This window comes from Nonlabens antarcticus, from assembly GCF_015356755.1.
GTDB classification, from domain to species: domain Bacteria; phylum Bacteroidota; class Bacteroidia; order Flavobacteriales; family Flavobacteriaceae; genus Nonlabens; species Nonlabens antarcticus.
The window spans coordinates 399,180-415,650 of the sequence record NZ_JADFCO010000064.1; the positions used below are offsets into that span (position 1 = coordinate 399,180).

Annotated in this window: 18 protein-coding genes; 16 read left to right on the plus strand and 2 right to left on the minus strand. The window is 38.7% G+C overall.

All coding sequences use genetic code 11. The features are described 5' to 3' along the window. The first annotated feature begins 173 nt into the window (after nt 1-173). Together IQ282_RS07930 and IQ282_RS07935 are read left to right on the plus strand one after the other, a co-directional pair. Entirely contained in the window at nt 174-1,154 is a 981-nt protein-coding gene (locus IQ282_RS07930; protein ID WP_194851308.1) for a M23 family metallopeptidase, read from the plus strand. Further along, the gene (locus tag IQ282_RS07935) at nt 1,154-1,480 is read left to right on the plus strand and encodes a MerR family transcriptional regulator (protein ID WP_194851309.1); all 327 of its coding nucleotides are present in this window, start codon (nt 1,154-1,156) and stop codon (nt 1,478-1,480) included. The genes IQ282_RS07930 and IQ282_RS07935 overlap by 1 nt, the downstream gene beginning before the upstream one ends. Nucleotides 1,481-1,591: 111 nt before the next feature. Here IQ282_RS07935 and IQ282_RS07940 read toward each other — a convergent pair whose 3' ends face one another. Beyond that, nucleotides 1,592-2,416, minus strand: coding sequence for a transporter (locus tag IQ282_RS07940; RefSeq protein ID WP_194851310.1), 825 nt, complete (start codon nt 2,414-2,416; stop codon nt 1,592-1,594). A gap of 174 nt (nt 2,417-2,590) precedes the next feature. Between IQ282_RS07940 and IQ282_RS07945 the strand changes: the two genes are divergently transcribed. The 3 genes from IQ282_RS07945 to IQ282_RS07955 all read left to right on the plus strand — a co-directional run bounded on the left by IQ282_RS07945 (nt 2,591) and on the right by IQ282_RS07955 (nt 4,508). Then, nucleotides 2,591-3,019: a DUF2141 domain-containing protein gene (locus tag IQ282_RS07945; protein WP_194851311.1), complete on the plus strand. Its 429-nt coding sequence runs from the start codon at nt 2,591-2,593 to the stop codon at nt 3,017-3,019. A 135-nt stretch (nt 3,020-3,154) separates the two neighbouring features. After that, complete coding sequence (locus IQ282_RS07950) at nt 3,155-4,066, plus strand: TIGR01777 family oxidoreductase (protein WP_194851312.1); 912 nt, start codon at nt 3,155-3,157, stop codon at nt 4,064-4,066. A 4-nt stretch (nt 4,067-4,070) separates the two neighbouring features. Next, nucleotides 4,071-4,508, plus strand: coding sequence for a hypothetical protein (locus tag IQ282_RS07955; protein WP_194851313.1), 438 nt, complete (start codon nt 4,071-4,073; stop codon nt 4,506-4,508). 297 nt (nt 4,509-4,805) lie between these two features. Here the strand turns inward: IQ282_RS07955 and IQ282_RS07960 are convergent, their stop codons facing one another. Beyond that, nucleotides 4,806-5,459: a YceI family protein gene (locus IQ282_RS07960; RefSeq protein ID WP_194851314.1), complete on the minus strand. Its 654-nt coding sequence runs from the start codon at nt 5,457-5,459 to the stop codon at nt 4,806-4,808. A 217-nt stretch (nt 5,460-5,676) separates the two neighbouring features. On the opposite strand from IQ282_RS07960, the gene IQ282_RS07965 reads away from it, so the two are divergent. The 11 genes from IQ282_RS07965 to IQ282_RS08015 all read left to right on the plus strand — a co-directional run. Next, nucleotides 5,677-6,216: a nucleotide exchange factor GrpE gene (locus IQ282_RS07965; protein ID WP_194851315.1), complete on the plus strand. Its 540-nt coding sequence runs from the start codon at nt 5,677-5,679 to the stop codon at nt 6,214-6,216. A 1-nt stretch (nt 6,217) separates the two neighbouring features. Continuing rightward, a complete protein-coding gene (gene dnaJ, locus IQ282_RS07970; protein WP_194851316.1) occupies nt 6,218-7,360 on the plus strand; it encodes a molecular chaperone DnaJ in 1,143 nt (380 codons plus the stop codon). 221 nt (nt 7,361-7,581) lie between these two features. Continuing rightward, nucleotides 7,582-8,511, plus strand: a complete 930-nt coding sequence (locus tag IQ282_RS07975; protein ID WP_194851317.1) for an ABC transporter ATP-binding protein — start codon at nt 7,582-7,584, stop codon at nt 8,509-8,511. After that, nucleotides 8,474-9,799: an ABC transporter permease gene (locus IQ282_RS07980; RefSeq protein ID WP_317174193.1), complete on the plus strand. Its 1,326-nt coding sequence runs from the start codon at nt 8,474-8,476 to the stop codon at nt 9,797-9,799. Before IQ282_RS07975 ends, IQ282_RS07980 begins: the two co-directional genes overlap by 38 nt. Next, nucleotides 9,799-10,719: a mechanosensitive ion channel family protein gene (locus IQ282_RS07985; protein ID WP_194851318.1), complete on the plus strand. Its 921-nt coding sequence runs from the start codon at nt 9,799-9,801 to the stop codon at nt 10,717-10,719. Before IQ282_RS07980 ends, IQ282_RS07985 begins: the two co-directional genes overlap by 1 nt. A 92-nt stretch (nt 10,720-10,811) precedes the next feature. After that, a complete protein-coding gene (locus IQ282_RS07990; RefSeq protein ID WP_194851319.1) occupies nt 10,812-11,705 on the plus strand; it encodes a DUF6268 family outer membrane beta-barrel protein in 894 nt (297 codons plus the stop codon). Continuing rightward, the gene (locus IQ282_RS07995) at nt 11,705-12,871 is read left to right on the plus strand and encodes a sigma-54-dependent transcriptional regulator (RefSeq protein WP_194851320.1); all 1,167 of its coding nucleotides are present in this window, start codon (nt 11,705-11,707) and stop codon (nt 12,869-12,871) included. The genes IQ282_RS07990 and IQ282_RS07995 overlap by 1 nt, the downstream gene beginning before the upstream one ends. Nucleotides 12,872-12,876: 5 nt before the next feature. Then, the gene (locus IQ282_RS08000; protein ID WP_194851321.1) at nt 12,877-13,746 is read left to right on the plus strand and encodes a PPK2 family polyphosphate kinase; all 870 of its coding nucleotides are present in this window, start codon (nt 12,877-12,879) and stop codon (nt 13,744-13,746) included. Nucleotides 13,747-13,858: 112 nt separating this feature from the next. Next, a complete protein-coding gene (locus IQ282_RS08005; protein WP_194851322.1) occupies nt 13,859-14,185 on the plus strand; it encodes a hypothetical protein in 327 nt (108 codons plus the stop codon). Between the two features lie 374 nt (nt 14,186-14,559). After that, nucleotides 14,560-15,894, plus strand: a complete 1,335-nt coding sequence (locus IQ282_RS08010) for an MATE family efflux transporter (protein ID WP_194851323.1) — start codon at nt 14,560-14,562, stop codon at nt 15,892-15,894. A gap of 315 nt (nt 15,895-16,209) precedes the next feature. Further along, the coding region (locus IQ282_RS08015; protein ID WP_449406808.1) for a pirin family protein at nt 16,210-16,471 on the plus strand (262 nt) is incomplete at its 3' end.

A 16,471-nucleotide genomic window follows, 5' to 3' on the forward strand; every position in this document is an offset into this window, starting at 1 on the left:
TTATCGTTGTTTTGATGTTGAAGGTGATTCCGCTTTCTTTTTCGCTTTCGCGAAAGCGAAACAAAAAAGAGGTTCATACTGCACTAGATGCGGTACGATTGCGTAACATTTACAACTTTCCCACGCCTCACAAAAGCCGTGGAAATCAACGCAAAAATAGCATTTTATAACGTATGGCAAAGGTTAAGTACTACTACGATCCGGAAACACTTTCCTACCAAAAAGTAGAGCGTCGCAAGCGTAGAACTTTTGGTAATGTGTCTTTGTTCGCATTCTGCAGTTGTCTAGTTGGCTTTCTGTTATATTTATTTGCAGGACAGATCTATGATTCTCCAGAGTTGCGCACCGTTAAGCGAGACAAAAAATTTGTTGAACTTCAACTAGAGAATATGGAGAGTGAGATAAAACAACTCACTACGGTAATTGAAGATGTAGAGAAACGGGATAATAGTATTTATCGCATCTACTTTGATGCAAGTCCTATTAGTACAGAACAACGACAAGCCGGTTTTGGTGGTGTAAATCGCTATAAGAATTATGAGGGGTACACAAATTCTGATAAAGTCATATCACTAAGAGAATCTATGGACCGTTTGAAAAAGCGCACTGCAATCCAAAGCAAATCTCTAGATGAAATTGCAATCCTAGCAAAAGACAAGGAGAAGTTACTGGCAAGTATACCAGCGATTCAACCCGTGCGTAATACAGATTTGACCCGCATGGCCAGTGGTTACGGTTACAGAACGGACCCATTCAATAAAACAAGAAAATTCCATTACGGTATGGATTTTACCTCACCTAGAGGAACTCCCGTTTTTGCATCAGGCGATGGCGTTGTGGAGCGTGCAGATTCTAACAGTTCTGGGTATGGGAATCACATACGTATAGATCATGGATTCGGTTATGTCTCTTTATATGGTCACCTGCGTGCTCGTAATCCTTATAATGTAAAAGTGGGTCAGAAGATCCAGCGTGGTGATATAATTGGGTACGTCGGTTCCACTGGACGTTCTCAAGCACCACACCTGCATTATGAAGTTTTTAAAGATGGTGATCGCATCAACCCTATTAACTTCTATTATGGATCATTGACTCCAGAGGAATTTAATGAGCTTTTAAAACAATCACAACAAGAAAATATATCCCTGGACTAATGCACGTAGAACTTCCTGAAAAGCTTTATTATTCCATGGGCGAGGTGACCAGGGCTTTTGATGTAAATCCATCACTCATTAGATTCTGGGAGAAGGAGTTTGATATCATCAAACCTAAAAAGAACGCTCGCGGCAATCGCAAATTCACGAAAGATGACATCAAAAACCTACAGACGATCTATCATCTGGTTAAGGAACGTGGTCATACATTAGAAGGCGCACGAGATTATATGAAATCCCACAAAGAGGAAATCACCAATTTTGAAATCATCGCAAAACTTGAGTTCGTAAAAGCGGAGTTATTGAAGATTAAGAATAATATGTAATAGTATATAATGACGAGTACAAGTTAAATAGGACCGTTGAAAAATATGTTTTCGAAAATCTGAACACTTTCTTATAAAATGGAGCCTTCAGTAATGGAGGCTTTTATCATATCAAAATTTTGATTTGTAAACGATCCCTAGATTAATTGCTGGACCTATTCCCACATTTCTTCCATCGATGGTGTAAACACCATTTATAAAAGCGCCTATTTTTTCTGATAATGGCTTAAAGAATGTCACACCCGTTCTTAAAAAATCAACTTCCAATTCCCGGAAGTTATTAGGCGCCGGATTTCCACGGTAGTCCTTGCCTTCAATGGAATTCTGGTAGTCCAGGAAAACGTCTACATAATAGGACGATCGTGCGAAACCTAACTTTAGCGAACTCGCATATGCATTTGATACTGGATCAAATTTGTAATCATATCCTGTTTGCGCCGTGGCAAAAAAGCCGCTGCTGTGTTTTGCATGAATCAAAATTCTGGCAGGAATGCTGCTGGCGCGCTGGCCTATGGCGTTGCGACCTTCGGTTTGATAGTCTGATAGTGGAAAGGAAAAACCACTGGCGAGTTGGGCAGAAAGCTGGAGTTTTTCTAGCTCTAATTCGTAGAGCTTGTATTTGAATAAAATGCGAGCGTCTTGAAATCCTTTTTCATCGCCACTTTTTACATATGCGGCAGCCAGATTGAGGTCTATTTTATCAGTAATGCCATAAGCGACAAAAACATTGATGTTTTGAAAGGATTTATCCAGTTCGAGTTTGCGCTCTCCGGCGAGATAAGTAGGATTACTTTCTGATCCCGCACCCAAGACAATCGTGAAATTTTTGCTTCCGTTATAAAATCCATCGGCCAGACCTTGAGATGTTGACCGGGAAATGGCAAGTAATCCAAGACTGATGAATATCAGGTAGGATCGGGTTGGGAAGTTAATCATGGGTGTAGTGGTTGTGGAAACTTACGCAAATGGAAGTAAAACCGTTTCTTTAAATCGTATTTAACCATGATCTTACAGTTCAGTGATGGAATCCTACAGTTGAGAAAGATGGAATTTTTATCGCTGTAATGTCTTCGCATATTTGAAGTATAATTAATTAAAAGCACTTGAATTATGCAAACTATGATCACTTCCATTTTATTTGTTGTTGTTTCCGCTTTCGCGAAAGCGCAATCAACACCAGCCCCACAAACCACTTACACCCTCACAATAACTGTAGAAAACGCACAAAATGATGAAGGCAAAATGATGTTTTCCTTAAACACAAAAGAGCAATTCATGCGTAGCAAACCATTCCAATCTGGCAGCGTTGATATCAGTGATGGGCTGGCAACCTTTACGTTCACAGGCGTTCCAGCTGGAGATTATGGAGTGCTCGTGCTTCAGGACAAAAATGACAATGGTTTTATGGATTATGAATCTAATGGGATGCCTAAAGAACCTTACGGGATGAGTAATAACCCGACGATTTATGGACCGCCTACTTTTCAAGATGCGAGGTTCTCCCTCTCAGAAGACACTGTCTTAAAAATTACGATTTAGTAAAACATAGCTTCATTAAGGCCTGATATTTCCATAGGAGGTATCAGGTCTTATTATTTTCTTACTGTCAAATAACAATCGTTAATTTATAGCAAACCAGCTTCCTAATTAAAATGTGCACAATAACTTAGAGCCATGAAAATACTTATTACAGGAGCCACAGGATTGATAGGTTCAAAAGTTTCAGAAGTGTTGCGCGCTGCGGGACATAGCATAAATTATTTGACCAGCAGAGAAGAAGCGATCAAAAACGAGTCTAATAACAAGGGGTTTCTTTGGGATGTTAAGGCAATGACCATCGATCCCAATTGTATTAGTGGTGTAGATACTATAATCCATCTTGCTGGAGAATCGGTTTTTCAAAAATGGACGGAGGAAGCCAAGGATAAAATTATGTCCAGTCGCATCAATAGCACTCAGCTGCTTCTCAACTTATTAGAGGAGAGTGAGAATCAGGTTCAACATGCCATAACGGCAAGTGCGATCGGTATTTATCCTGATAAGTGGGATGGACAGCCTATGAAAGAAAATGAAGTACCACCCACGGCTGATAATTTTTTGGGCGAGGTATGTGTGGAATGGGAAAAAGTAGGTAAGAAATTCAAGGATCTGGGACTGAAACACTCCATAGTTCGTATAGGTATCGTGCTCGCTGCAAAAGGTGGTGCACTGGAACAAATGGCTAAACCCGTAAAACTATATGCCGGCGCTGGATTTGCCAGCGGTAAAATGTGGCAAAGTTGGGTAGCAATTGACGACCTGGCAGGAATTTTTAAACATATTACAGAGAACGAATTGGTAGGTGTTTACAACGGCGTTGCCCCCAATCCTATACAGAATAGACCTATGATGGAAGCTATAGGAGACGTTCTGGGGAAACCTGTATTTTTACCAAATGTACCAGCTTTCATGATGAAACTAATTTTAGGAGAGATGGCTGCTACAATTCTTGCCAGTCAATATGCCAGTAGTACTAAAATTGAAGAATCAGGTTACCTATTTAAACTACCGCAATTAAAGCCAGCGCTTGAGAAATATCTAGATTAGTGGTATGATTTTAAATTACCCTAAAAGCAACTACTGGTTGCATCATAATCCGGATCTTACACTGATAAAAAATAAAAGTGAATTACAAAATTTACAAGCCGGCACTACAGGAGATATCGAAATAGGCGAGAATGATAAGTTTGAAATCAAAATGGCACGATGGATTGAGAACGAGATGCCTGATTTAGATGAATCAAAAACGTATGTTATACAGTTGAGTCATTTGGTTAAATGGATGAAAGTATTAGAAGTAGTGCTTATGTTGGGATTCATCATTTATGTCAACTTAGTAGACTGGCAATGGTGGACCATGATGATTTCAATCTTGGTATTAGTAGCTGCTCATTTTGGGCTGTATAAATTTATCCAGAAAAATAAACCTATCACTTTGATGGAGCAAAATAGCGCTGAATCTTATCATAATCTAGAAGTCAATTTATAGAAAATAATTTACTTCACTATCTATACGGCCTTCTCACAGGTTCACAGGTTTATATATAGCATATGATCATAGATCATTGATACAGTGAATAAACTACTTATTAAATATCGAACCAATAGAGCATTCGCGTTATCAACATCTAGGCTGTAATATTTAGATTATATAAGTCTTCAAATGTGATGGAAGAATAACGATAGAATCTGGTTAAGCCGGTAAAAATTTATAAATCCCAGATGATTATTAAACATAAAAAAGCCTCCGTAAGGAGGCTTTCATCATCATCTAACCTAAAACTGATTACTTAGTAGCAACCAGATTTACTTTTAATATTATATCGTCAGATATTGCTTTATCAGCAACAATGTCAGTAAAGTTTGCAGACCCGTACTTAATTCCCCAATCTGTTCTATCGATCGTGAATTCTTCAGATGTCAACATCATTTTGTCTCCGTCATAAGTAACATCAACTGGAAAAGAAACATTTTTCGTAACGTCTTTTAAAGTAAGGTTACCTTGTAATGTATTTCCGTCAAGTCCAGTTATCACAAATTTTGCAGTTGGATATTCTGGTGTATTGAAAAAGTCAGTTTGCTTACCGTCCGCCGTACCTTCTAGGTGTGACTTAAGGTTCATAGCACCTTCTTCATCTAGATCTGTTACTGTAATGGAAGTCATATCGATTGTGAACTCGCCACCTTCAACAGTTTCTCCGTTGACAAAAACGAGACCGTCTTTTACATCAATCGCCCCAGTATGGTCTGTTCCTGGCTTTGAACCTATCCATTCAATAGTAGAAGCAGCTGCATCTACATTGTAGGTTACTGCTTCATCGCTTGCCATAGCTTCTGTTTCTGCATCGGTTGCATCCACTTCGTTTTGATTGCTTTTGCAAGAAACAGTAAATGCTATTACTGCTGCTAAGCTGGACATTTTTAAGAAATTACGTGTCATTTTGATTGGTTTTATTAATGCGCAAAAATAGATGTACCTACAATTAAAAACGTTAATATATTGCTAAATCTAATTCGGTGACATTTTGACACGAGCGGTCATGTGGCAGCACTTTTGACTATTGCGTGCAGTAGCATTGAGGTTAAGTTCGCTTTCGCGAAAGCAAACAATTTCTCTCACTACCTAACAAGAAAAAGAATTTTAAGAAAGTCAGGATATGGCAAAGAAAGATAATAAAGAAAAAGAAGAGCTTCTAGATGATCAAGTTGTTGAGCAGGAGCATTCAGAAAATGAGGTGGAAGAGCGATCTGTAGAGGATGTACTTGCAGAGGATTTACAGATAGAAAAGGACCGTTTTTTAAGGTTGTTTGCAGAGTTTGAGAATTTCAAGCGACGGACTGCCAAAGAACGTATCGATCTGTTCAAAACTGCTGGGGAAGGCGTGCTTAAAGACTTGATTCCCGTACTGGATGATTTTGATCGTGCACTCATTGAAATAGGTAAATCAGAGGATAAGCAACTGGCAGAAGGAGTGGTGTTAATTCATAACAAATTGCGCAATACTTTAAATTCTAAAGGACTTGAAGTGATTGATGTGAGAGCTGGAGATACTTTCAATGCAGACTTGCATGAGGCGGTAACTCAAATACCGGCACCCAGTGATGATATGAAAGGAAAGATTATTGACGTGATTGAAAAAGGATATAAACTGGGAGATAAGATAGTACGTTTCCCTAAAGTGGTGATAGGACAATAGTATGGCAGATTATTATGAAATTTTAAGCGTTTCTAGAAGCGCTACGACAGCAGAGGTTAAGAAGGCATATCGCAAGAAAGCCATTGAGCATCACCCAGATAAAAATCCAGGGGACGCGACGGCAGAGGATAAATTTAAGATGGCGGCAGAGGCTTACGAGACTCTAAGCGACCCACAGAAGAAATCTAGATACGATCAGCTAGGTCACCAGGCTTACACCTCTGGTGGTGGTCAGGGATTCGGCGGTGGTGGAGCAGGCGGCTTTGGCGGTATGGATATGGATGACATTTTTAGTCAGTTCGGCGACATATTCGGCGGCGGTGGCGGTGGCGGCGGATTTTCTGGTTTTGGAGGATTCGGTGGCGGTGGTCAAAGGCGTGTAAAAGGAAAGGATTTGCGCATACGCGTTTCCCTTACTCTTGAAGAAGCTGCAAATGGCGTTGAGAAAAAAGTAAAAGTAAAGCGTAAAAAGCAGGCGGCTGGCGTAACCTATAAAACCTGTACGACCTGTAAAGGGTCAGGGCAGATAGCTCGCATTCAGAATACAATTCTGGGGCGTATGCAAACCAGTGCTCCTTGTACCACTTGTGGTGGATCAGGGCAAACTTTAGATAATAAACCAGCTGGAGCTGATGCTCACGGACTTATTACCGATGAAGAAACGGTGTCTATCAAAATACCAGCAGGTGTTGAGAGTGATATGCGATTGAAAGTAGGAGGGAAAGGAAACGAGGCTCCTGGAAATGGGATAAGTGGTGATCTTCTAGTGGATATTGAAGTAAAACCCCATGCAGAACTACAGCGGGAAGGAAATAACCTTCATTATGATCTTTATGTAAGTGTTCCCGAAGCAATATTAGGAACTTCTAAGGAAATTAAAACAGTGAGTGGTAAAGTACGTATCCCTATCGATGCAGGAATTCAAAGCGGTAAAATATTAAGGTTGAGAGGTAAAGGAATGCCTAGTCTTAATGGTTACGGAACAGGTGATTTGCTGGTTCATGTAAACGTATGGACACCAAGAGACCTAAATAAGGAACAAAAAGACTTTTTTGAAAATATGAAAAATGACTCACACTTTGAGCCAGCGCCCGAAGTAGGCGATAAATCATTTTTTGAAAAGGTAAAAGACATGTTTTCTTAAGGAAATGTTATGAAAAATAGAAAATTAAGTTATATTTGAGTGACCGTTGGTTAACCAACCAATTGTTATTTTTCTTTTTCATAGCAATTTTTCCCACCTCCCAAGCAATTGGGAGGTGGGTTTTTTTATGACATATTTGAAATGGATTTGATTCTATTAAAAAATTCAAAAATCACGATTAGTACTTTGTATATTATTAATTTAGCGGCATTAACAAGTCTATGGAATACGCTCTAGAAGCTCTCAGCATTTCTAAATCCTACGGTAACTATAAAGCACTCAATGATGTGACTATTCAAGTTCCTAAAGGAAGCATATATGGATTATTAGGGCCTAATGGCGCTGGTAAAACATCACTTATAAGGATCATCAATCAAATTACCGCTCCCGATCAAGGAATGGTAAAGCTTAATAGTGAACCGCTGCAACCGCATCATATATCTCAAATAGGTTATATGCCAGAGGAGCGCGGTTTGTATAAATCAATGAAGGTAGGTGAGCAATGTATCTATCTGGCCCAACTTAAAGGAATGAAAAAGGCAGAGGCTAAAGAAAAGCTTTTGTTCTGGTTTGAACGCCTAGGTATGCAAGGCTGGTGGAATAAAAAACTCCAAGAACTTTCTAAAGGGATGGCGCAAAAAGTCCAGTTTATTGTAACTGTTCTTCATGAGCCTGATATTCTAATTTTTGACGAGCCGTTCTCTGGATTTGATCCATTGAATGCAGATTTGATCAAGGATGAAATTTTACGTCTGCGAGATTTAGGATCCACTATAATATTCTCTACTCACCGCATGGAAAGCGTAGAGGAATTATGTGATTATATCGCGCTGATTAATAAATCAAATGTTGTTTTACAAGGTAAATTGAATGAGGTGAAACAAACCTATCGCAACCGTACTTATGCGGTGTCGGTTATTTGTTCAGATCATCAACGAGCGATACGTCAAATGAAAAGTATTGTGGACGTAGAACCAGCAGAATTTAGAGGGTTAGACAATACAACAGATATGACAATACGGATTCCTGAAGATGTAACGATCCCGCAAGTTTTGCAAGAGCTTACCAGTTTGGGGGAGTTGACACACTTCAGCGAGGTTATTCCTAGTGTCAATGAAATATTTATTAAAACGGTACGTGAGGATGGATAAGTTGTGGTTGATTTTAAAGCGGGAATATATCAATAAGGTGCGCAATCGTACGTTTGTGATCATGACATTTGTGAGTCCATTGATATTCATAGGAGTCATATTACTAATAGGCTGGCTTACCAGTGTTAATAATAGTGACTTGAAAAAAGTTGCGATTCTGGATGAAACTGGTGAAAACTTCACTGCATTATTTGAAGATACCAGCGACTATGATTATCAGAACTTAGAAAGTGTAACTTTAGAAAACGCACTTAAGATAAGTACCGACAATAGTAACTACGGATTGATTCATATTACTAGTGATGCAAATTCTGAGGTAAAAGCGATTATTTACAGTGATGACTCACCATCAGTTTCATTTATAAACTCCATAGAAGACCGTCTTTCAAAAAAAGCCACTGAAGACAAATTAGTGAGTGAAGGAGTTGATTTAAATATGCTTGAAAATTCAAGAATAGATGCTAATGTAGCACTGCAAACCTATTCTGGAGTGGTTAGTAGTAAAGCATCCAGTTGGGTGAAAATTGCGCTGGGTGGTGCTTCAGGATATTTATTAATGATGTTCATTATTATTTATGGCAACATGGTGATGCGATCTGTGATTGAGGAAAAAACGAACAGGATTATTGAGATCATAGTGAGTTCTGTGAAGCCTATATATTTGATGTTGGGTAAAATCATAGGAACGTCACTCGCTGGTGTGACCCAGTTTGTAATTTGGATAATTTTGGGATTGATTTTGATTGTGGTGGGATCTGCCGTATTTGGGGTAGAAGCCTTTCAAAATCCTGCCAGCCAGGATATGGTTAATCAAGCACAGAATACAGATCAGATTCAAATGATAGTGAACGACATCATGCAACTACCACTTGCAACAATGATTAGCTGTTTCTTGATCTATTTTATAGGAGGTTATTTTTTATATGCAGCCATTTACACGGCCATAGGAGCAGCTGTTGACAGTGAGACAGATACACAACAATTTATGCTACCCGTTATTTTGCCTTTAATGCTATCGATATACGTTGGTTTTTTCAGTGTGATAGATAATCCTAACGGCACCATCGCAGTAATCTTTTCTTACATACCACTTACATCACCTATAGTGATGTTAATGCGTATTCCTTTTGGTGAGATTACGTGGTGGCAATTAGCAATCAGTATATCCATTCTATATGTATCTATAGTATTAGTAGCATATCTAGCTGCTAAAATTTATAGAATCGGTATTTTGATGTATGGTAAGAAAACCACATGGAAAGACCTGTATAAATGGCTTAAATACTAATGGATCTCGACTGGCAAAAAATAGAAGACTTTTTTACCTATCCAATAATTGAGTCTTCTGGAAAGGATTCATTTCATTTAGATACGTGGATGTTGATTCTTACGGCTATTGGAATAATCGCGGTAAGTTTATCATTGCGTGCCATCAGGAAGGTTTTTACCCGTAAAATGAATTCAACTGATAAACTCAAGTTTGAAAGCATTTTTAAGTTTTTCAACTACTTAGTTTATCTGATTGTTCTTTTAATAATTCTCCACAGTTACTCCGTTAAACTAACAGCAGTTTTAACGGCTAGTGCGGCAATATTCGTTGGGATAGGTTTTGCGCTGCAGGATTTTTTCAAAGACATCATTGCAGGAATCACCATATTGATCGATAAATCATTACTCATTGATGATGTTATTGAAACCCATGGCACGATAGGACGCGTTTTTGAAATTAGGTTGCGCAGTACGCGTGCCATAACCAGAGACGATAAAGTGCTTATAATTCCCAACCATCTATTTTTGACCGAAACGATTTTTAATTATACTCAAAATCATACCAAGACGAGAGAAGTAGTTGAGGTAGGTGTTGCTTATGGAAGTGATGTTAGGTTAGTGGAGCAGTTGCTACTGCAGTGTGCAAAGTCTGAGAAAACGATTCTTAAAAGTCCTGAACCATTTGTGATGTTTAATAACTTCGGAGAAAGTAGTTTAGACTTTGGAATTTATTATTACGTTAGGGATAGTTTCACAGATCCACGGGTGAAGAGTAATGTGCGATTTGAGATCGAAAAGGTTTTTAGGGAACACAACATCTCCATTCCTTTCCCACAAAGAGATGTGCATTTCTATCAATCAAACCCTATTAACCTTAAAAGCATTGATAATAAAGATTCCAGTAATAAAGATTCACCATTAAAAGATGAAAACCTGTAGTCATATTATGGTGAGATCGCTTTCGCGAAAGCGTACAATTCACAAAAAACAATAACATGTACCGGACAAATTAGGTACCTTTAAAGTTTCCTATGAAAAATATACTGAGAGTCATTCTCTTATTATGCGCGACGAGTTATAGCTTGAACGCACAAACCACCGATCTTGCTAGGGTGGAGTATTTAAATATTCCATTTTCAAAATCTGACAATTCAATTCAACGATATCGCGCTTTTATTCAAGCACCCATACCGCTAGACAACGATCTCAATAAATTAATCGTCATAGGTTTGGAATATCGATATGTAGATATCAACATCAAAGACATGGTTCCCTTTGATACTGAAATTGTTTCCTCCACTCAAAATATGGAAGTTAGTCTGGGCTATGTATTTAGATCATCCTCAAACCCAGACTGGAGGTTTGGGATTAGAGGTCTTGCAAGAATCAGTTCAAATTTACAGGATGAACCTATAAGCGATGACTTCATATATGGTGCTGCAGGATATGCTATTTATGATAAGACTAAAGATGAGAATGTGGATAAACCCTACCGCTGGATTTTAGGATTAGAATACACGACTACACCGGGAAGAAATTATCCATTACCTATAATAAATTATTATCGCGAGTTTGCACCTAACTGGACTTATACCTTAGGAGTTCCTAAGACTAATGTGCGTCGTTATTTGAATGACTCACACAAGGATGCCATACAGGCGTTTGTGACGCTTGATAATTTTTATGGAAACATACAGCAGAATATCAACATCGATGGACAGACGGCAGAAAATATTTCAATGACGGTAGTTTTAGCAGGATTGGGATATGAACACTATTTTACAGATCATTTATTATTTTACGGTTACGGCGCCTATACTATTAGCAATGACTTTAGATTAAGGGACAATGATCGAAACGATATTTATACCATTAATGAAGACAACAGTTTCTACTTTAGAACTGGTCTTAAATTTAAGTTTTAATGACTTCAAGCATATTATTGATAGAGGATGAAGCAGCAATTAGAAGAGTGCTATCAAAAATCCTCCAAGAAGAAAATAAAGGATATAAGGTTACAGAGGCAACAGACGGTATTGAGGGTGTTGAACTAGTCCGTGATAATGACTATGACCTCGTTTTGTGCGATATTAAAATGCCCAAAATGGACGGTGTAGAAGTTCTAACTGCCATTAAAAAAATCAAGCCAGAGATTCCCGTGGTTATGATTTCAGGACACGGCGATCTTGATACAGCTGTAAACACTATGAGATTAGGTGCTTTTGATTATATCGCAAAACCGCCAGATCTCAATAGGTTATTGAACACCGTTAGAAATGCTCTGGATCGTAAAGAACTGGTCGTTGAAAATAACCGACTTAAGAAAAAGGTAAGTAAGAATTATGAAATGGTGGGTGATAGCGAGCTCATCTTTATAATCAAGAACATCATTGAAAAGGTAGCACCTACAGATGCCAGGGTTCTTATAACTGGAGAAAACGGAACAGGAAAGGAACTTGTCGCACACTGGTTGCACGAGAAAAGTAAGAGGTCTGCAGGACCTTTTATTGAAGTGAACTGTGCAGCAATACCCAGCGAACTCATAGAAAGCGAACTTTTTGGACATGTTAAAGGAAGTTTTACGGGAGCCAATAAAGACCGCGCTGGAAAATTTGAAGCAGCAAACGGCGGTACTATTTTTCTAGACGAGATAGGAGATATGAGCCTTAAAGCACAAGCTAAAGTTTTAAGGGCACTTCAAGAAAACAAAATCCAGCGCGTTGGAAGTGATAAGGATATTAAAGTGGATGTGCGTATACTGGCAGCAACAAACAAAAACCTGAAAAAGGAAATAGAGGAAAGTAACTTCAGGGAAGACTTGTATCACCGTCTTGCAGTAATCTTGTTGAATGTTCCTTCCCTCAATGAACGGCGTGAGGATATACCATTACTCGCAAACTTTTTTGCAGAAAAAATTGCTAAAGAACACGGTACTCAAACTAAAGCCTTTGACGATAAAGCACTCAAGTTGCTACAGGAATATGACTGGACCGGTAACATACGTGAGTTGCGCAACGTTATAGAACGATTGATTATCTTAGGGGGTAAACAAATAAGCGAGAAAGACGTAAAGTTGTTCGCTAGTAAATAATAGCTATGAATCTTGAAAGTTACCGCGCCACTCCCGATAAAAAACTATCGGACTTCAATACCGTTGCTAATGAGCCGCTCAAAAAGAAGGCCGCTAAAAAGGCACTGAAAAAATCACGGAAGGCATTAGCAGATTTTCAAGAGCGATTGTACGCAGACGACCGCAAGGCTATTTTAGTTTGCTTTCAGGGAATGGATACATCGGGTAAAGACAGCCTCATTCGGGAAGTATTTGAGGATTTTAATGTTCGCGGTGTGGAACAGCATAGTTTCAAGACACCTACAGATCTCGAGTTATCTCACAATTATTTGTGGCGTCACTATATAGCTTTGCCCAGTAAAGGACATTTTGGGATATTCAACCGCACTCACTATGAAAATGTACTCGTTACAAGAGTTCATCCAGAGTATTTACTTAAAGAAAACCTCCCGGGAATTCGTGAGGTTGAAGATATTGATGATGATTTCTGGCAAATGCGCTTTAAACAGATCAATGATTTTGAAGAGACCCTGGTTCAGAATGGAACAATCATTTTCAAGTTCTTTTTGAATCTAAGCAAGAAGGAGCAAAAGAACCGTTTATTACGCAGGCTTAACCTTCCAGAAAAGAACTGGAAATTCTCTGCTGGAGATTTGAAAGAGCGACTGCTCTGGGATGATTATATGAAAGCTTATGATGATGCCATTCAAAATACCTGTAAGAAAAATGCACCATGGTTCGTGATTCCTGCAGATGATAAACCCATGGCCAGATTAATCGTTGCCAATATTCTTTTGCATCATTTAGAGGGTCTGGAAAATATTAAATTTCCACATTTAGACGACGATACTGCAGGTCGATTAGAAGAATTCAAGGCGGTTTTGAATAACGAGTAAATCATATTTATAATTCGATTTGTAAACATCTCGCTTTCGCGAAAGCGGTTTCCCACATAGAAAGAAATCAGATTTTGTAATTTTTGAACAGCAACTTTTAGTTATCTAAGCCATGAAAGAATTGCATGATTTACTAGAAACTTTAATCAGTACATTGCAAGGTACTTGGAGTTCTATTGCATTTCTGAAGATTAAGAATGAACTCCATAGAGGCTTTACAATAAACCATCCCGCTGTTTTCATCCCCTGGAATATTACGGAAAATGAATTGGCACTACTGTTTTCAGGAAAGAAGCTGCAACATATTTCAGAAGGATATTACACATTACCCTGTGAACCTTTAAAAGGATTGGATTGCACCGTAGGCTTTCATTTCAATCTGCAGTTAAACGGAATCTTAAACGAATTAGAATTCTTTAGAGTTGAGCCGGAAGGTTGAAAGCGATCTTTTGCGCTATTACAATCTCATTTTGAAAATAAATTTGGAAATGCCACAAGCGGATTTCAGGGCTCTAACGGCTTTCTTAACTATACATGGAACTTCAAAAGAGTTCAAATCGTTCATTTTATACAAGATTGATTTGGATATGAGGAACATTTGAGAGTTAAAAGGGTTAAGTGACAAAAAAAGCACTGACAAGCAGTTGTTTTCCAAGCTTTCATTAGCATTTGCAATAGAAGATAAGATTTCTAAAATGCAATTTTCGAATCAATCCAACTCTATTTCTTTTATATAAAGGAGGTTTGTTTCAATAATCACTTGGTCCATTAATAGTCGAGTTCTAAGAAGCTATCTTTACCGACTTTTTACAGATGATACTTTCAAAATACACCGTCGAATTCAAACGTAACATGACCATTGCTTTGCCTATTATGGCGGGACAGGTTGCGCATCTTTTAGTAGCCCTCGCAGATAATATTATGGTGGGCAAGTTGGGTGCTGAGCAGCTAGCAGCGGTTTCATTAGGGAACACCTTTATTTTTATCGCATTGTCTGTCGGTATGGGGTTCTCATTTGCAATCACACCTTTAGTTGCAGAGGCTGATGGAAATAAGAATGTGGAAGTTGCCAGAGCTGCCTTTCATAATGGATTTGTAATGTGTGCGATAAACGGTTTGTTATTAGTACTAATCCTATTTTTTGCTGAGCCCATTTTATACAAAATGGATCAACCAGAAGAGGTTGTGCGTCTGGCCATTCCATACATGCGCATCGTTGGCTTCTCACTCATACCGTTAATGTTGTTTCAAGCGATGAAGCAATTTTCAGACGGGTTGTCGCTCACGCGCAATGCCATGTTTGCCACACTCATTGCAAATATTCTAAATGTGGGATTAAACTACCTTTTGATTTATGGAACATTTGGCTTTCCTAGATTAGAAGTGGAAGGAGCTGCCATAGGAACGTTGATTTCCCGTGTAGTGATGGTTATCTTGCTTTATTTTATTTTGAAACATAGCAAGGCTACAATGATATACTTCCAGGAATTCAGCAAGCTTTCTTGGACTTACTTTAAGTCACTTATAAATTTAGGCCTTCCCACAGCGCTGCAAATGTTCTTTGAGGTGTCACTGTTTACCTCTGCAATTTTTCTGTCGGGAGTTTTGGGAACAGAACATCAAGCAGCAAATCAGATCGCATTGAACCTCTCAGCACTAACCTTTATGGTGGGAGTAGGGCTTAGCGTGACAGCGACGATACGAGTGGGGAATCACCTAGCTCCTGAAAAGCGACCAAACTTGATACGTATAGCAAGATCTATTTTTCTCATGGCATTAATAGTAGACATTTTGTTTGCTGCACTGTTCTTCTTCGGAAGAAATTTACTGCCAATCATATATATCCAAGATCCAGAAGTGATCAAGTTAGCATCCGGTCTGTTGTTAATTGCCGCATGGTTTCAAATTAGTGATGGACTCCAGGTGGTAGTTTTGGGAGCATTACGCGGCCTACAAGACGTTTGGATTCCTAGTTTGATTTGTTTCTGCGCCTATTCATTGATCGGTTTCCCCATATCCTACTACACATCTCAAGTTGCGGGTTATGGAATCGACGGTATTTGGTTGGGGCTTTTGGCGGGACTATCCGTTTCTGCCCTATTAATGTACATGCGCTTCCGTCACCTTTCTAGAAGACCTATAAGATAGCGATATCAAGCATAAGGATGATTTTAAATTAGAAGTAATGCCTTTATAATTATTACGAATAAAAAGTTCGCTTTCGCGAAAGCCTACATTCATCATCTCCCTACACCATATAAAAAGTATAAACTTTTTAAACATACGTCTAGAGGTCTTTTCAGTTTAAAGATTGCTCAAAATAGAAATACAGAGAGGACACTTCTATTATTCAACAAGAAACTCAAACCGCTGTTTTCTCACAGCAACAAACCTGGCTATGATACCAGCGATATTAAAAGTGGATAAAGTTCATTCGTTCACACGTGCTGATTCTCTTTAGTATTGAAACATGAGCTCAGCATTAAAAGATATGAGTTCGGGAAAGGAAGCACAGATACCACCCCAATATCAATAAAGTTCTCCTTCAGGGCTGGAAGATGCAAACCACTACAGCTTGGACTTAAACATCAAGCTCCGACAATCCAACATACAGAACAAGAGTATAATTTAAAGTCACAAGATAACGGAGTCTATATAATGGTAGTAGAAGGGGCTATTGAAATTAATGACACCACACTCAGCTACAGGGACGCGATAGCAATAA

What these genes read in the sequence shown, in the direction of transcription:
- IQ282_RS07930 (WP_194851308.1), top strand. Translation starts at nt 174, where the DNA reads ATGGCAAAGGTTAAGTACTACTACGATCCGGAAACACTTTCCTACCAA.
- IQ282_RS07935 (WP_194851309.1), top strand. Translation starts at nt 1,154, where the DNA reads ATGCACGTAGAACTTCCTGAAAAGCTTTATTATTCCATGGGCGAGGTG.
- IQ282_RS07940 (WP_194851310.1), bottom strand. Translation starts at nt 2,416, where the DNA reads ATGATTAACTTCCCAACCCGATCCTACCTGATATTCATCAGTCTTGGA.
- IQ282_RS07945 (WP_194851311.1), top strand. Translation starts at nt 2,591, where the DNA reads ATGCAAACTATGATCACTTCCATTTTATTTGTTGTTGTTTCCGCTTTC.
- IQ282_RS07950 (WP_194851312.1), top strand. Translation starts at nt 3,155, where the DNA reads ATGAAAATACTTATTACAGGAGCCACAGGATTGATAGGTTCAAAAGTT.
- IQ282_RS07955 (WP_194851313.1), top strand. Translation starts at nt 4,071, where the DNA reads ATGATTTTAAATTACCCTAAAAGCAACTACTGGTTGCATCATAATCCG.
- IQ282_RS07960 (WP_194851314.1), bottom strand. Translation starts at nt 5,459, where the DNA reads ATGACACGTAATTTCTTAAAAATGTCCAGCTTAGCAGCAGTAATAGCA.
- IQ282_RS07965 (WP_194851315.1), top strand. Translation starts at nt 5,677, where the DNA reads ATGGCAAAGAAAGATAATAAAGAAAAAGAAGAGCTTCTAGATGATCAA.
- dnaJ (WP_194851316.1), top strand. Translation starts at nt 6,218, where the DNA reads ATGGCAGATTATTATGAAATTTTAAGCGTTTCTAGAAGCGCTACGACA.
- IQ282_RS07975 (WP_194851317.1), top strand. Translation starts at nt 7,582, where the DNA reads ATGGAATACGCTCTAGAAGCTCTCAGCATTTCTAAATCCTACGGTAAC.
- IQ282_RS07980 (WP_317174193.1), top strand. Translation starts at nt 8,474, where the DNA reads ATGAAATATTTATTAAAACGGTACGTGAGGATGGATAAGTTGTGGTTG.
- IQ282_RS07985 (WP_194851318.1), top strand. Translation starts at nt 9,799, where the DNA reads ATGGATCTCGACTGGCAAAAAATAGAAGACTTTTTTACCTATCCAATA.
- IQ282_RS07990 (WP_194851319.1), top strand. Translation starts at nt 10,812, where the DNA reads ATGAAAAATATACTGAGAGTCATTCTCTTATTATGCGCGACGAGTTAT.
- IQ282_RS07995 (WP_194851320.1), top strand. Translation starts at nt 11,705, where the DNA reads ATGACTTCAAGCATATTATTGATAGAGGATGAAGCAGCAATTAGAAGA.
- IQ282_RS08000 (WP_194851321.1), top strand. Translation starts at nt 12,877, where the DNA reads ATGAATCTTGAAAGTTACCGCGCCACTCCCGATAAAAAACTATCGGAC.
- IQ282_RS08005 (WP_194851322.1), top strand. Translation starts at nt 13,859, where the DNA reads ATGAAAGAATTGCATGATTTACTAGAAACTTTAATCAGTACATTGCAA.
- IQ282_RS08010 (WP_194851323.1), top strand. Translation starts at nt 14,560, where the DNA reads ATGATACTTTCAAAATACACCGTCGAATTCAAACGTAACATGACCATT.